11 protein-coding genes are annotated in these 15,347 nt (G+C 68.8%); 2 read left to right on the top strand and 9 right to left on the bottom strand.

Translation table 11 applies throughout. The annotated features are described in order from the left end of the window. Nucleotides 1-4: 4 nt before the first annotated feature. From CG723_RS00330 to CG723_RS00320, 3 genes are all read right to left on the bottom strand, one after another. Nucleotides 5-664 carry a histidine phosphatase family protein gene (locus tag CG723_RS00330; protein WP_100591117.1) on the bottom strand — a complete coding sequence of 220 codons (660 nt, stop codon included), beginning with the start codon at nucleotides 662-664 and terminating at the stop codon, nucleotides 5-7. A gap of 95 nt (nucleotides 665-759) precedes the next feature. Further along, on the bottom strand, nucleotides 760-1,365 hold the full coding sequence (locus tag CG723_RS00325) for a YdbC family protein (protein WP_100591116.1): 606 nt from the start codon (nucleotides 1,363-1,365) through the stop codon (nucleotides 760-762). 33 nt (nucleotides 1,366-1,398) lie between these two features. After that, a complete protein-coding gene (locus CG723_RS00320; RefSeq protein WP_199841615.1) occupies nucleotides 1,399-2,223 on the bottom strand; it encodes an arylamine N-acetyltransferase family protein in 825 nt (274 codons plus the stop codon). A gap of 100 nt (nucleotides 2,224-2,323) precedes the next feature. Between CG723_RS00320 and CG723_RS00315 the strand changes: the two genes are divergently transcribed. Continuing rightward, a complete protein-coding gene (locus CG723_RS00315) occupies nucleotides 2,324-2,851 on the top strand; it encodes a TerD family protein (RefSeq protein ID WP_100591114.1) in 528 nt (175 codons plus the stop codon). A 77-nt stretch (nucleotides 2,852-2,928) separates the two neighbouring features. On the opposite strand, the gene CG723_RS00310 is transcribed toward CG723_RS00315, so the two are convergent. Next, nucleotides 2,929-5,835: a vitamin B12-dependent ribonucleotide reductase gene (locus CG723_RS00310; protein ID WP_100591113.1), complete on the bottom strand. Its 2,907-nt coding sequence runs from the start codon at nucleotides 5,833-5,835 to the stop codon at nucleotides 2,929-2,931. Nucleotides 5,836-5,971: 136 nt separating this feature from the next. Beyond that, entirely contained in the window at nucleotides 5,972-6,517 is a 546-nt protein-coding gene (gene nrdR, locus CG723_RS00305) for a transcriptional regulator NrdR (RefSeq protein ID WP_100591112.1), read from the bottom strand. Between the two features lie 516 nt (nucleotides 6,518-7,033). Here nrdR and lexA point away from each other — a divergent pair. After that, on the top strand, nucleotides 7,034-7,819 hold the full coding sequence (gene lexA, locus CG723_RS00300; protein WP_100591111.1) for a transcriptional repressor LexA: 786 nt from the start codon (nucleotides 7,034-7,036) through the stop codon (nucleotides 7,817-7,819). Between the two features lie 196 nt (nucleotides 7,820-8,015). On the opposite strand, the gene CG723_RS00295 is transcribed toward lexA, so the two are convergent. The 4 genes from CG723_RS00295 to CG723_RS00280 are packed head-to-tail and all read right to left on the bottom strand — an operon-like array spanning nucleotide 8,016 to nucleotide 15,228. Beyond that, nucleotides 8,016-9,998, bottom strand: a complete 1,983-nt coding sequence (locus CG723_RS00295; RefSeq protein WP_100591110.1) for an ATP-dependent DNA helicase — start codon at nucleotides 9,996-9,998, stop codon at nucleotides 8,016-8,018. 40 nt (nucleotides 9,999-10,038) lie between these two features. After that, nucleotides 10,039-12,009 carry an IucA/IucC family protein gene (locus CG723_RS00290; RefSeq protein WP_442802502.1) on the bottom strand — a complete coding sequence of 657 codons (1,971 nt, stop codon included), beginning with the start codon at nucleotides 12,007-12,009 and terminating at the stop codon, nucleotides 10,039-10,041. Nucleotides 12,010-12,066: 57 nt separating this feature from the next. Continuing rightward, entirely contained in the window at nucleotides 12,067-12,966 is a 900-nt protein-coding gene (locus tag CG723_RS00285) for a GNAT family N-acetyltransferase (protein ID WP_100591109.1), read from the bottom strand. 39 nt (nucleotides 12,967-13,005) lie between these two features. Continuing rightward, entirely contained in the window at nucleotides 13,006-15,228 is a 2,223-nt protein-coding gene (locus CG723_RS00280) for an IucA/IucC family protein (protein WP_100591108.1), read from the bottom strand. Nucleotides 15,229-15,347 lie beyond the last annotated feature (119 nt).

The following is a 15,347-nucleotide window of genomic DNA, read 5'->3' as shown; positions in this document are numbered from 1 at the left end:
CACTCTAACCGGTGACTCCGTAAGGCTCCGGGTCACGCCATCGTTCGAACGGCCGGTCCAAGGTGTATTTGCCGTCCTTCCCGAGAACGAGTGCCCGCGTCTCACCGTTCCTGGGATTCGACAGACATTCGAAGTCGGCGACGGTCCAGTGGAACCAGCGCATGCAGAACAGCCGCATGGTGAGCCCATGGGTGACGAGGAGGACGTTCGAGGGGTGGTCGTGCGCCTCGAAGCTCCGGTACAGACTCTCCAGAAAAGCACCCACACGGTCGTACACGTCAGCCCCGGACTCGCCCTGGGCGAAGCGGTAGAAGAAATGGCCGTACGCGTCGCGGTACGCCTTCTGGAGGCGTACGTCGTCCCGGTCCTGCCAGTTTCCCCAGTCCTGCTCCCGCAGCCGCGGCTCCTCGCGCACCCGTACGAGTTCGGGGTCGAGCCGGAAAGCGCGGAACGTCTGGTGCGTACGGCGGTAGGGCGACACGTACACGCTCACCTGCTCACGACCGAACAGCTCCCGCAGGTACTTCCCTGTCTCGTCCGCCTGCCGGTGCCCGGTCTCGGTGAGGGCCAGGGCGTGGTCGGGCTCGCGTTCGTAGACGGTGTCGTCGGCGTTGCCCTCCGACTCGCCGTGCCTGACAAGGACAATGCGCCTCGGTCGTGCCATGCGGAAACCCTAGATCGGAAGGGCCCGGTTCGAGCACCCGTACGGGCTCCATCCGGCGTATGTCACACCGCGGTCGCTCCTGTGGCCGATCCGGATCAGACCGTCCACGAGGGTTCGAGCTGGACGATGTCGCCCGTGATCCCGGCGATGTCGGTCTCCGTCCGGGCGCGGGTCGAGAGCCGCTCCACGCGTTCGGCCTGGTACTTGCCGTGCTCGGCCACGGAGTGCCACATCGACAGGATCAGGAACTCGTTGCCCGGCGCCTCACCGAACAGTCCGCGCACCATCCCCGGGGAGCCGGCCATCGCGGGGTTCCAGACCTTCTCCTGCATGAGCGCGAAGTGTTCCTCGCGGTCCGCGTGCACCCGGCAGTGCGCGAGGCGCACCGTGTCCGCATCCGTGAAGCGCGGCTCGAAGCCCGTCTTCACGTCGAACCGGTGGTCGAAGAGCTTCACTTGGATGTCTTTGTACGTGCCCGACTGGGCGGCCGCGAGCCGGTCGTGCGAGCGCGCCATGAAGGAGTCGTAGAAAGCACGGCTCTCCCAGAAGCCGAGGACATGAGCCACCCCCGGCCGATTTCTGCTCCAGCCCCCGCCCTGTCCCCGGAATCCCGGCTCCCCCAGAAGCCCCGCCCACTTTCGCTGCCCCCGCTCGAACCCGCGTCGATCGGTCACGGTGCAGCGAATCCACTTGACCAGCACCGCGCCATCGTACGGCCCACGCCGTGGGTTCGGTCACGCTCCGGCGTCACGCATCCTGGTCAGTCGTGCCGCGTCCTCGTCACTCAGTTCGATCCCGAACTCACGGGCGAGAAGGTCCATCAACTCGCCTTCCTGCACGTCCTGTTCGTCCCGGGTCCCGTCCGGCAGCTCGACCGACATCCGCATGTCGATGAGGGAGCGCTGACTGTCGACGGCGGCACGCTGGACGACGGGGCGATGAGTGAAGGCGGACCGCGGATGCGTCGACGTGTAGTGGTTCATCACCACGTAGTCGACGGGATAACGCTCCTCCAGGGTGAAGGCGTATATCTCCTCCCGGCCGCCGGGACGCAAGCTGCACAGGACCAGAACGCCGGCGCCCTCCGGCACGAGGCCGAAGGTCCACGGTCCCTGACGCACCTCGATCCCGTCCCGCAGGGGGATCGGTTCGCGCAGGCCCTGGGCGCCGAAGCCCACGTCGCACAGCCACTCCTGGCCGTCCTCCACGGTGACGCGGGTCAGCATGTGAGTGACCGCGCGAAGCGCCGTGGCGCCCGCCCGGACGCGGGCCCCAAGTCCCTTCACGGGGAATCCGATTCGCTCCAGAACGGCCGCGAAGAGCAGGTTCTGCTCGTAGCAGTAGCCGCCGCGGCGCTGCCGCACAAGCTTCGCCTGCAAGGCGGCGAGGCTCAGGTCCACCGTCCGCCCGAGCATGATCTCCAGGTTCTCGAACGGGATCGCCGCGATATGCGCCCTGTGCAGCGCGCGCAGCGTGCCCAGGTCCGGTTTGACGTCCCCCGTGAAGCCGATTCGCGCCAAGTAGGCGTCGAGATCAAGGTCTTCCCCGTTCCAGTTCATGGTCACAATCGTAGGACGTAGCGTGTTCGTAGCAGTCATGAGCAGTCATGAGCAGTCAGTGACGAACAGCCGTAACCAGCAGCCGAGAAGGGGGAGTTCGGTGAGCAGCTTCAAGAAAGGGCTCAAGAAGGTCGAGGTCGCACTGAAATGGGACCCGAGCCCGATCGGCCAGCCGCCCCATGATCTCGACATCATCGCGGCGACCTACACATCCGACGATCCGGGCGGAGCTCCGGCCTACGTCGTGCACTTCGACAGCCGCTCCCCCGACGGGACCATCACCCTCAACAGGGACAGCACGACGGGCCAGGGCTTCGGATACGACGAAGTCATGACACTGGAACTGGAGCGCCTGTCGCCCTCCTACGCGCGCGTGGTCGTCGGTATCGCCATACAGCAGGGAGAGCGGGCAACGGTGTTCGGAGCGGTGGCGAACACGGCGGTCCGTATCCGCGAGGGGTACACCGGCCTCGCACAGAACGACTTCTCCGAAGTGGCCGACTCCACGGCGGCCGTGATCGCCGAATTCGCGAGGGACGACTCCGGAGAGTGGGCCTTCCGCGAGGTGCTCCAGGGCTACGACAGCGACCCGACGTCGTTCGCCGCCGCGATGGGCGGCGCGCACTGAGCGCTCCGGGACCGCGGAACGGGTGAGGGGCGGCGGGCCTGGTGGCCCGCCGCCCCTCACCTCACTGCGTCAGCGGATCAGCTGCAACCACTGGTCGAGCCGCAGCCCTCGCAGATGTAGCAGGAGCCGGCGCGCTGCATCTTCGTGCCGCAGGAGAAGCACAGCGGGGCGTCCGCCTGGATGCCCAGCTGCATCTCCACGAGCTCGGCGCTGGTGTGCGCCTGCTGCGGAGCGGGCGCCGCGGCGACGGCCTCGGCCTTGGGGGCCTCGACGACGGCCTTCAGGGACTCGGTCTGCCGCGGGGCGGACTGAGCCAGACCCTCGACGTCGACCTCGACATCGTCGATGGACTGCTCGTACGAGCCCGTCTCCAGGTGACGCTGACGCTCCTCGGCCGAGTGGATGCCGAGCGCGGAGCGCGTCTCGAAGGGCAGGAAGTCGAGCGCCAGGCGGCGGAAGATGTAGTCGACGATCGACTGCGCCATCCGCACGTCCGGGTCGTCCGTCATGCCGGCCGGCTCGAAGCGCATGTTCGTGAACTTCGAGACGTACGTCTCCAGCGGGACGCCGTACTGCAGACCCACGGAGACGGCGATCGAGAAAGCGTCCATCATGCCGGCGAGGGTGGAGCCCTGCTTCGACATCTTCAGGAAGACCTCGCCGAGACCGTCGTCCGGGTAGGAGTTGGCGGTCATGTAGCCCTCGGCGCCACCGACGGTGAAGGAGGTGGTGATCCCCGGGCGGCCCTTGGGCAGACGCTTGCGGACCGGACGGTACTCGACGACCTTCTCGACCGCGGTACGGATGGTCTCCTCGGCCTTGGCGGTGACCGCCTCCTTCTCCTTGGTCTTGGTCTTGGCGGAGAGGGGCTGGCCGACCTTGCAGTTGTCGCGGTAGATGGCGAGCGCCTTGACGCCCATCTTCCACGCCTCGAAGTAGACCTCTTCGACATCCTCGACCGAGGCGGTCTCGGGCAGGTTGACCGTCTTGGACAGCGCGCCGGAGATCCAGGGCTGGATGGCTGCCATCATGCGGACGTGGCCCATCGCGGAGATGGAGCGCTCGCCCATCGCGCAGTCGAAGACCTCGTAGTGCTCGGTCTTCAGGCCGGGGGCGTCGATCACATTGCCGTTGTCGGCGATGTGGGCGACGATCGCCTCGATCTGCTCCTCCTGGTAACCCAGGCGGCGCAGGGCCTGCGGGACGGTGCCGTTGACGATCTGCATCGAGCCGCCGCCGACGAGCTTCTTGAACTTGACCAGGGCGAGGTCGGGCTCAAGGCCGGTGGTGTCGCAGGACATCGCGAGACCGATGGTGCCGGTCGGGGCGATGACCGAGGCCTGCGAGTTGCGGAAACCGTTCTTCTCGCCAAGGCGGACGACGTCCTGCCAGGCCTCCGTGGCGGCGGCCCAGATCGGCGTGTCCAGGTCGTCGATGCGGACGGCCTTGGTGTTCGCGTCGGCGTGCTGCTTCATGACCCGCTGGTGCGGCGCGGCGTTACGGGCGTAGCCGTCGTAAGGGCCGACGACCGCGGCGAGCTCGGCGGAACGCTTGTACGAGGTACCGGTCATCAGCGACGTGATGGAACCGGCCAGGGCGCGGCCGCCCTCGGAGTCGTACGCGTGACCCGTGGCCATCAGCAGGGCGCCGAGGTTGGCGTAGCCGATGCCCAGCTGGCGGAAGGCGCGGGTGTTCTCGCCGATCTTCTGCGTCGGGAAGTCCGCGAAGCAGATCGAGATGTCCATCGCGGTGATGACCAGCTCGACGACCTTGGAGAAGCGCTCGACGTCGAAGGACTGGTGACCCTTGCTGTCGTCCTTCAGGAACTTCATCAGGTTCAGCGACGCGAGGTTGCAGGACGTGTTGTCCAGGTGCATGTACTCGCTGCACGGGTTCGAGCCGTTGATCCGGCCGGACTCCGGGCAGGTGTGCCACTGGTTGATGGTGTCGTCGTACTGGATACCGGGGTCGGCACACGCCCACGCGGCCTCGGCCATCTTGCGGAAGAGCGACTTGGCGTCGACCTCCTCGATGACGTCACCGGTCATCCGGGCGCGCAGACCGAACTTGCCGCCGGTCTCCACGGCCTTCATGAACTCGTCGTTCACGCGGACCGAGTTGTTGGCGTTCTGGTACTGGACGGACGTGATGTCGTCTCCGCCCAGGTCCATGTCGAAGCCCGCGTCACGCAGCGCGCGGATCTTCTCCTCTTCCTTCACCTTGGTCTCGATGAAGTTCTCGATGTCGGGGTGGTCGACGTCGAGGATGACCATCTTGGCCGCGCGGCGCGTGGCGCCACCCGACTTGATCGTTCCTGCGGAGGCGTCGGCACCGCGCATGAAGGAGACGGGACCGGAGGCATTGCCGCCCGAGGACAGCAGCTCCTTGGAGGAACGGATCCGCGAGAGGTTCAGGCCTGCGCCGGAGCCGCCCTTGAAGATCATGCCCTCTTCCTTGTACCAGTCGAGGATCGACTCCATGGAGTCGTCGACGGCAAGGATGAAGCAGGCGGAGACCTGCTGGGGCTGCGGCGTACCGACGTTGAACCACACCGGGGAGTTGAAGCTGAAGATCTGGTGCAGGAGGGCGTACGCCAGCTCGTGCTCGAAGATCTCGGCGTCGGCGGGCGAGGAGAAGTAGTTGTGGTCCTCTCCGGCCTTCCGGTACGTCTTCACGATCCGGTCGATGAGCTGCCTGAGGCTCACCTCGCGCTGCGGGGTGCCTACCGCGCCGCGGAAGTACTTGCTGGTGACGATGTTGACCGCGTTCACCGACCAGAAGCCGGGGAACTCGACGCCACGCTGCTCGAAGTTGATCGAGCCGTCGCGCCAATTGGTCATGACGACGTCACGGCGCTCCCACTCCACCTCGTCGTACGGATGCACGCCGGGAGTCGTGTGGATGCGCTCGATACGCAGCCCCTTGTTGGCCTTGGCTCCCTTGGCGCGGGAACCTCGTGCCGGGCCACTCGTCGTCTCTGTCATGCCGCCTCCCTATACCGGGCTAAAACGCCCCGAAGTGCCTCGATCTTCCCGTGGCACGGTGTGTGTCTTGTATTGCGGACGCCGCTCTTGCCGCCCGCAACAGGTCTGGATGGCCGCCGACCGACCCCTGGGCCGGTCAGTCGGCAGCGGTGGCGGGCACGGGGACTTCGACAGTCCCTCCGGGCCCGCAGCCACATGGTTCGCGCTCTCCGCCCACGTCCCCCCGGCTCGCACCGGGCAGCTGTTCCCTCAGCTCCGCGATGGCCGAGTCGAAGTCCTCCAGCGAATTGAACGCCCGGTACACGGACGCGAAGCGCAGGTAGGCGACGAGGTCGAGTTCCTGAAGCGGGCCGAGTATGGCCAGGCCCACGTCATGGGTGGTCAGCTCCGCGCTGCCGGTGGCACGCACCGCCTCCTCGACCCGCTGGCCGAGCTGGGCGAGGGCGTCCTCGGTGACGGGGCGGCCCTGGCACGCCTTGCGGACGCCGTTGATCACCTTCGTACGGCTGAAGGGTTCGGTCACCCCGCTCCGCTTGACCACCATGAGCGAGCACGTCTCCACGGTCGTGAAACGACGGGAGCAGTCGGGGCACTGGCGGCGCCGGCGGATCGACGTGCCGTCGTCGGTGGTGCGACTGTCGACGACACGGCTGTCGGGGTGCCTGCAGAAGGGGCAGTGCATGGAACTCCAACCCTCCTTCACAGCACGACTCAATGGCCTCGCGAGGCCCTTCAGGCCCCTCGAAGCAGCCCCAAGCATAGGCGATGACCGAGGCCTCGATGGACCGGGGACCACAACTTCTGGGCTACTGATGCCATCGAACCACTAGATCTGGGGTTTGGTCGCTAATTCGCCCCCACGCGTGTCGCTTTCACCTCACGAACACCGGGGCGGGGGCGCGCTCGTGACGGATGCACGCAGATCGCGGGCGGCGGCGCACGGAGAGGGGGCCGGTTCCGGGTTGACGGACCACCGGATGGCACACTGGGAGCCCCACGGAGCGGGTCTCGGCCTCGGCGGTGAAGCGTACCGCAATGAACCGAATTGCTACTCCGGCAAAGCGCAAGGCATACACCCAGGCACATGATCACGACAAGCAATCTGCGATTTTTCACTCGAACGTGTGTTTGGCGCAACCTTTCGAAAGCAACTACCGTTGGCTAGCTAGGGAGAACATCTCGAGAGGGGCCGACCGACGTGACCACCACCGCAGACAGCGCCACCATCACTGCCCAGGACCGTTCCCAGGGCCGACTCGAGCCGGTGCATGCCATGAATGACGCATCCATGAGCGCGGAGGGGCCAAAGCCCGCGCGCTCCTTGCCGGGCCGACCTCCCGGAATCCGCGCGGACAGCTCGGGGCTCACGGACAGGCAGCGCCGCGTCATCGAGGTGATCAGGGACTCCGTGCAGCGGCGTGGTTACCCGCCGTCGATGCGGGAGATCGGCCAGGCGGTGGGCCTGTCGAGCACGTCGTCGGTCGCGCACCAGCTGATGGCCCTCGAGCGCAAGGGCTTCCTGCGCCGCGACCCGCACCGCCCCCGCGCCTACGAGGTCCGCGGGTCCGACCAGCCGAGCGCGCAGCCCACGGACACCGCGGGCAAGCCGGCCGCGTCGTACGTCCCGCTCGTCGGCCGCATCGCCGCCGGTGGCCCGATCCTCGCCGAAGAGTCCGTCGAGGACGTGTTCCCCCTCCCCCGGCAGCTGGTCGGAGACGGTGAGCTGTTCGTCCTGAAGGTCGTCGGCGACTCGATGATCGAGGCCGCGATCTGCGACGGCGACTGGGTCACGGTCCGCCGCCAGCCGGTCGCGGAGAACGGCGACATCGTCGCCGCGATGCTCGAGGGCGAGGCCACGGTCAAGCGCTTCAAGCGCGAGGACGGCCATGTGTGGCTGCTGCCGCACAACTCCGCGTACCAGCCGATCCCCGGTGACGAGGCGACCATTCTCGGCAAGGTGGTGGCCGTTCTGCGGCGGGTGTGACCCCGCGCCCCTGACCGGGCCCCGGAACCAACTGCGCCGGTTCCGGGGCCCTGCTGTTTCTTGAGTCTGCTGTGTCCTAAGCCCGATGTGTCCTGGGCCTGCCGAGTGTCATTGGCCTACCGGATCCGGGGGCCTGCCGCGTGGGCGGAGCCCCGGGTGTCCGGGGCTCCGCCACGCGATGGCGCGGTCCGCGCGGCTACGCGCTCTCTTCGGCTTCGGCGGTCGCCTTCGCGTCGATCGCGGCCAGCGAGCGCCGCACCTGGTTCCGGTCCGTCGTGTACCAGAAGTCCGGCATCGAGGCCCGCAGATAGCTGCCGTACCGGGCCGTCGCCAGCCGCGGGTCCAGGACCGCCACCACGCCGCGATCCCCCGTCGCCCGTACGAGGCGGCCCGCGCCCTGGGCCATCAGCAGGGCCGCATGCGTCGCCGCAACGGCCATGAAGCCATTGCCGCCGGCATCCTCGACGGCCTTCTGCCGGGCGCTCATCAGCGGGTCGTCCGGCCGCGGGAACGGGATCTTGTCCATGACGACGAGCTGGCAGCTGGCGCCCGGCACGTCCACGCCCTGCCAGAGGGAGAGCGTGCCGAACAGGCACGTCTTCGGGTCGGCCGAGAACCCCTTGATCAGCTCGCCGAGCGTCTCCTCGCCCTGGAGGAGGATCGGGTACTCGGGAAGCCGGGTCCGCAGCTCCTCCGCCGCGGCCTGTGCGGCACGCATCGACGAGAAGAGCCCCAGCGTCCGGCCACCGGCGGCCTGCATCAGCTCGGCCAGCTCGTCCATCATGTCGCTGCGGGTGCCCTCACGCGCGGGGCGTGCCAGATGCTTGGCGACGTAGAGAATGCCCTGCTTGCGGTACTCGAACGGCGATCCGACGTCGACGCCCCGCCACTGCGGGAGGCCCTCGCCCTCCTGGCCCTCGGGGGCCAGACCCAGAGAGGCACCCACCCCGTTGAAATCGCCGCCCAGCTTGAGTGTCGCCGAGGTCAGCACCACGGACCGCTCCGCGAAGAGCTTCTCCCGCAGCAGGCCGGACACCGACATGGGGGCCACTCTGAGGGACGCGCCGAAGCGGTCGTGTCGCTCGTACCAGACGACGTCGTATTCGGAGCCGTTCGTGATGCGCTCGGCCACGTCGTGGATGCTCTCCACGGAGGCCAGGGCCTGCTTGCGTACCGCGTCCTCGTCCTGGACGGACTTGTCGCGTGTGGTGCCCATGGCCGAGATGACAGTCCGGGAGGCGTCCCGCAGCGCCATCAGCGCGTAGCCGAGGTCCTCCGGGACCTCCTCCAGACGGCCGGGCAGCGCCAGCTCCATGAGCCGCTCGAACCCCTCGGCGGCGGTCTGGAGCTGATCGGCCGCCTTCTCGTTGACGAGCTTGGCGGAACGGCGCACCGCGCGATTCACCTGCCCCGGGGTGAGCTCGCCGGTCGCCACACCCGTGACCCGGGAGACGAGCTCGTGCGCCTCGTCCACGATCAGCACCTCGTGGGACGGCAGGACCGGTGCCCCTTCGATGGCGTCGATCGCCAGGAGCGCGTGATTCGTGACGATCACATCGGCGAGCTTGGCCCGCTCGCGGGCCGCCTCGGCGAAGCACTCCTGCCCGTACGCGCACTTGGTGGCGCCCAGGCACTCCCTGGAGGAGACCGACACCTGGGACCAGGCCCGGTCGGAGACTCCGGGGGTCAGATCGTCCCGGTCGCCCGTCTCCGTCTCGTCGGCCCAGTCCCGCATCCGCAGCAGGTCCTGGCCGAGCTTGCTGGTCGGAGCGGCCGCCTCGAACTGGTCGAAGAGCCCCTCCTCCTCGTCCTGCGGCGCTCCTTCGTGGAGGCGGTGCAGGCACAGATAGTTCGACCGGCCCTTGAGCATGGCGAACTGGGGGCGCCGGCGCAGCAAGGGGTGCAGCGCGTCGACCGTGCGCGGCAGGTCCCGCTCTACGAGCTGGCGCTGGAGGGCCAGAGTGGCCGTCGCGACCACGACCCGCTCCCCGTGCGCCAGGGCAGGGACCAGGTAGCCGAGGGACTTACCGGTACCCGTGCCTGCCTGGGCGAGCAGGTGGGAACCGCCGTCGATCGCCTCGGCGACGGTCTCGGCCATGGTCACCTGGCCAGGTCGTTCCGTACCGCCGACGGCGGCGACGGCGGCGTGCAGGAGCTCGGGGAGGGAGGGCTTCGTCATAGCTCGACCACCCTACGGGGCACCACTGACAATCCCGCGCTCACGGCTGGTGCAGCGGATTGGGCACCGTGCCGTGCACGGCCGCGTGGGGGCGCTGCGACCGGTCGCGGTAACCGTCCAGGTGCAGTCGGTTGCGATTGAGGCAGAGCCGCTCGATACGGGGAGTGAGGAGGTCGAACATCTCGTACCGCTCCTTGAGCTCGGGGAAGCGCGCCTGATGCCGCACGATCTCTGCGCGCACCAGGGACCAGAACTTCTCCTCCGTGACCCCCAGTTCCTTCTCGCACAGGGGCGCCAGATACCGGAAGACGCCGACGAAGAGCCCTGAGTGGATGAACTGGGTCAGGAAGGCGGGCCGCTCGGTGAGCAGGGTCTCGCGTACGTCGTGCGGCATGCGGTCGTGTTCGGGCAGCGGCTCGGCGCTCACGTTCACGTCGTCGACGAAGTCCTTCACCGCGAGCCGCACCGGCACGTCGTGGTCGTCGAAGACGACGATGGCGTTCTCCCCGTGCGGGGAGAACACGGTGCCGTAGCGGTAGAGGAAGTGCAGAAGCGGGGGCAGCAGGGCCGCGAAGAGCCGGCGCAGCCACACCTCGGGGGTCAGCCCGGATCGGGCGACGAGCTCCCCGGTGAATGCCCGGCCGTGCGGGTCTACGTGGAGCAGAGAGGCCAGGGTGCGGGCCCGCTCGCCGGGGGCGAGATACCGGGAGACCGGTTCGCGCCAGATGGCGCCCAGCAACTCCTTGTACTGATACGGGACTTCTTCGAGGCCGTCGTATGCGGGGTGCTCGACGGCGACCGAAGCCACCTCTCCCAGGAGGATGACCCCGCAATCGTCCTTCAAGAAGGGGTCTGTTTCGCGGAGGGAGTGCATCCACGCCGTGACCGACGGTGCCGCGAGCGTGCGCTCTGTGGGCAGGCCGCGCCACACAAGGGTGTTGAGTACGGACAGCGGAAGCTTCACCGTGTGGCGGTCGGGGCGCGAGATGTTGAGGAACGTACGGATGGACTGCTGGGGCAGGCGCACGTCGCCGTCGGTGGGGAGCGGCACGATGGCGTCCGTCGCGACGGGGCCGGCGAAGAGCGGCAGCACGATGTTGTTCCACTGCCACGGGTGTACTGGTAGGTACAGGTAGGCCTGCGGGTCCAGGCCGCGCTGCCGGAGAGCTTCGGCGAAGGAGTCCCGCGCCGCCGGAGAGAGCTCGCGGTCGTACAGCCGATCTGCTGTCGCCAGGTCCGCGACGCCTCTGTAGGCGGCGATCCTCGTGTGGACGGCGATCCACGGGAGCGTCCCGGAGATACGGGCCTCGGGGGCCCAGCGGGCCGTGTCGGAGGCTGAGAACCCCAGGCGGCCCTTGTTGAGGACGAGCCAGGGGTGGCCCGTCTGGTGGCCTTCCAGTTCGGCGTATCCGAGATCGGCGAGCTGGGCCGCGTCGAGCGCGGTGTCGGCGAGACGGGCGTCGGCGGCAAGGGTGACGGTGAGCTCGCGGATGAGATGCCCGAGCGTGGCGCCGTCGAGGCCGAGGACGTGCTTGGCGCGGAGGAGGAAGGCGAGGGGGTCGGTGAAGGGTTCCGGCGGGTTCGCTGCGGTGAGTGACAGCTGGGGCTCGGTGGCGTCCCCATCCATGTCCATGTCCGTCTGCGCGGGGCGGCCGGCGGTCTTCTCCCGGCGGCCGGCGATCCACTGGATGCTGCCCGGATCTACGAGCCAGCTGCCGTACGCGCCCCGGCGGGCCCTGAACCGGAACGCGCTGCCCGGCGGCACGTGGGATCCGTCGACGGAAAGGGTGTACAGGTCTGTCCGCAACAGCCCTGGCCCATGCCCCGACCCATGTCCCTGCTCCGGCACCGGCTCCCGTTTCGGTTCGATGATCTCCTCGTACGCGAACTCCCCGATCATCTTCGCCAGCAGCCGGGCTGCGGCGCGCTCCCAGTTCTCTGAGGTCAGCTCCGCTGGGTCGTACAGAGCGGAGGACGCTGCGGACATCTGGGGCTCGGACGGATTCGGCACGGGGACTCCTCGGGAGGGAACCGGATCGGGGTGAGCGGTGTACTAAGAGTGACGGGCTCACAGCAGAGCGCGCAGGGCCCGGTCTCGGATCATGAGTGCGGCTCGCTTGTCGGGGAGGTCCACCTCGGCGGAGAAGCGGAAGCCAGCACCCAAGAACGCTGATACGGAGGGGGTGTTGCGAAGGTCCGGCTCTGCGACGACACGTGCGCAGCGCGGGCGATGGTCGAGTACGAGGTCGGCGACGGCCTTGAGCAGGCCTGTGCCGAGCCCGCGGCCGCGGTTCGCGACACCACCGATAAGGAGGTGAACACCTGTGTCGTGCGGGCGGGCGGGGTAGTGGCGCGCCAGCGGGTCGAGGTCGGCGCGGTAGATCTCCCAATAGCTCATCGGGGTGCCGTCCAGTACGCCGAGGCAGGGGACGCTGCGCCCGTCGCCGTCCAGCTGGGGGCGGAGATGGTTCTCCGTGACGCTCTCCGGGCCTTCAAGTTCCCAGAAGGCAGCTACGGCTGGATCGTTCATCCAGCGACTGATCAGCGCCAGGTCGCGTTCGACACGGACGGGAACCAGCTGGAAGACGCCGGAACGTGTGGTGACCGGTCGCCACGCTCCGACGTTGTCGAGCAGGTCGTCGTCCGCCAGGGCCGTCGAGGTGCCGCCCGGTACGTGCGCTCGCGTTCCGTCACCTGCGTGCCCGTAGTCGCCGGAACCCGCATCGGTCCCCTCGCCCGCGCTGCCGTTGATCTGTCCGCCGGGTTCATCCTGCCCGGCGATCAGGTCGATGAGTTCGTCGGGCAGACGCAGGTCCAGGGTGTCGGCAACATCCGTGCCGCCGCCGGGATCGGAGCCAGTGAGCTCGTCGGCGCCGGGGCCCGTGTCGGTGATCTCGTCGGTGACGGCATCGGTGGGGGCGGTGGCGGGCGTGACTCCGGCGTCGGTGCGCGCGTCGGTGGATGACACGGCGACGTTCCTCTCAGGGGATGGGGTGGGGCATGTTCCTCAGGAATGAAGGGGGTTGGCGATGGTGACGTAGACGGACTGGGTGTCGACGGGGCCCACGAGTTCGTCGAGTCCGTGCAGGCGGGTGAGGAGGTTGGCCTTGCAGCGCAAGGCCGGGGAGTCGAGGAGGTATCTGGGCAGAGGGGTGCGGAGCTTGTCCGGGCCTGACGCGACATCGGAGAGGAACCCGCGGAAGGCGGCGAGCAACAGCCGTTCGTCCGCCAGCTGTTGGGAGCCGAAGGCGCCGATGAGACCGAAGATGTTGTTGATCCCGAGGTAGTAGGCGAACCTTTCGTCGGTGACGTCGTCGGAGACGAAGGTGTCGCTGTGGCTGCCGATGCCGGGCAGCCGGCCGTCCAGCTCGGCGCGCCGGGACTCGCGGAAGTAGTAGCCCTGGTTGTCGCGGTAGCGGCCGCCGACGGGCCAGCCTTCGGGGTCGAGCAGCAGCAGCGTGTTCTGCTGATGGGCCTCCAGGGCTACGCCGGCGGTGCTGTCGAGCCAGAGCACGGGGCGCACGACGTGTTCCAGGTAGCGCAGGAACCACTCGGCGGCGACGGCACCGCGGGGGCGTCCGGTGCGGCCGGCGAGGCGGGTGATGGTCTCGGCGAGACGGGAGCGCATGAGCTGGCGGTCCCGTTGCCCATGGGCCAGAGCCGGGGGCCTGGGTGACACGAAGCCGGCAATGCAGGCTGCGTCATCTCCGGGTGCGAACGGGTTGTTCCGGATCATCACGTCCAGGCCGGGCACCGGTTCGCCGTCCGGGCCGTTGACGGCGAGCCAGGCCGGGTCGCGAACGATGTCGAATCCCGGGTGAGCGGCCTGCCACTGCTCGAAGAGGCCGGTGCGCAGCAGTCGGTGAACCTCGACGCCGCGGTGGAGTTCCTTACGGAGGTTCTCCCGACGGGAATTGGTGATGCGCAGGCCGAGCGAGAGCTTCAGCATGGCCGACGCGTCGGGCTGGTAGAGGGTACGGACGGAGGAGGTGGGGTACCAGGGGGCGCCATGCGGACCGAGGTCACGCAGAAGGCCGGCGTCCAGAAGGGCCGCAGCCTGGGGGCGGTGCTTGAGCTCGCGTACCTGCCAGGGGTGCAGCGGCAGCGCGGCGTGGCCGTCGGGCAGGGGCAGTTCCGTCCCGGCCAGTTGGAGGGCGAGCTGGTCCGCGGGGAGGGGGCGGCCTCGCTGGGTCCAGGCCGAGTCCATCGCGAGCACCGAGCGGTTCACCGCCATCCAGTGCACGGGGAAGGACCCCTGCAACTCGGGTGAATAGAGCCGGGATTCGGCCTCGGACAGGCCCTCGCGACTCTTCGGGGTCGGGTGCAGGGGGTGGCCGAGCAGGAGGGACTGTTCGGCGGCCAGGAAGAGGTCGGTCGTGTCGCGGGGGTTGCTGCGCCGGTGAGCGATGAAGTCGGCGGTGCGGCGAACCGAGTCGGCCACGCGCCCCACCAGGTCGGCTCCGTCGCCGGAGGGGGTGGGGTGGGAGTGGTGGGGGGTGGTCGGGCGAGAGGGCTCGGGATGGGGTGACTGCGTCTCCGGGTGAGGGGCCATAGAGGCGGAGGCAGCAGCGACGGCCTCCGGGACGGCCTGCGTGCGCGCGGGAACGCTCGGGGTCGGCGACGAGGCGGTCGGCGCCGGGCCGTTGACCGGCTCGGGCCCGGCGTGCGTGCCGGACGTGGTGTCCGGCGTATGCGCCGGCCCCGGGACGACTCCCACCCGTGCGGCGACATCGGCGCCGCTTCCGCCGGCGTCCCTCGCCGGGACTCCGCCCCGCACCGCGGGCGCACTTCCCGGCCCCGATGCCTCGCGGCTCAGGAGGGCGGCGACTGTGACGGCGTCGACGCGCGGGGCGTCGAGCGGGCCGTCCTGGAGATGGGGCATGCCGAACCGGTGCCAGCCGGTCACGGACCAGTGGTGGACAGGGATGAGGAGGGCGGTGCCACTTGCGGGCAGAGGGATACGCAGAGTGCCGTGCGGGGGTTCGGCCAGATCGTTCTCCCGCACCCAGCAGCGGAGCAGGTTCTCGACGGCCGCGGCCTGGGCCGCGGTGCCGGGGTCGGGATGCTCCAGCAGGTCGGCGGTGGAGCCGTGCAGATGCTCGGCCTCCTGGCTGCCGTCCTTCTGCCGGGGGACCGTCGTCCCGCATTCCGGGGCTAGTTGGGGCTGCGTGTCGCAGGCTCCGCTCGCCTGGGGGCGGTGTCGGTCGTCGGGTGCGGGAGTGGCGTTCAACGGGGCTTCCTTGTGGGGTAGTTGACTCCGTGATGCGGTTGTCCGGACTGTCCGGTGTTCCGCGGCTGTCCGTGGTGGTCCGTGTCGTGATCGTCGGTGTCGTGGCGGTCCCGGCCCGG

It is taken from the genome of Streptomyces sp. CB01635 (assembly GCF_002803065.1).
Lineage (GTDB): Bacteria > Actinomycetota > Actinomycetes > Streptomycetales > Streptomycetaceae > Streptomyces.
The sequence above is the reverse complement of the archived record's forward strand: the minus strand, read 5'-3'. Positions and strand labels throughout refer to the sequence as shown.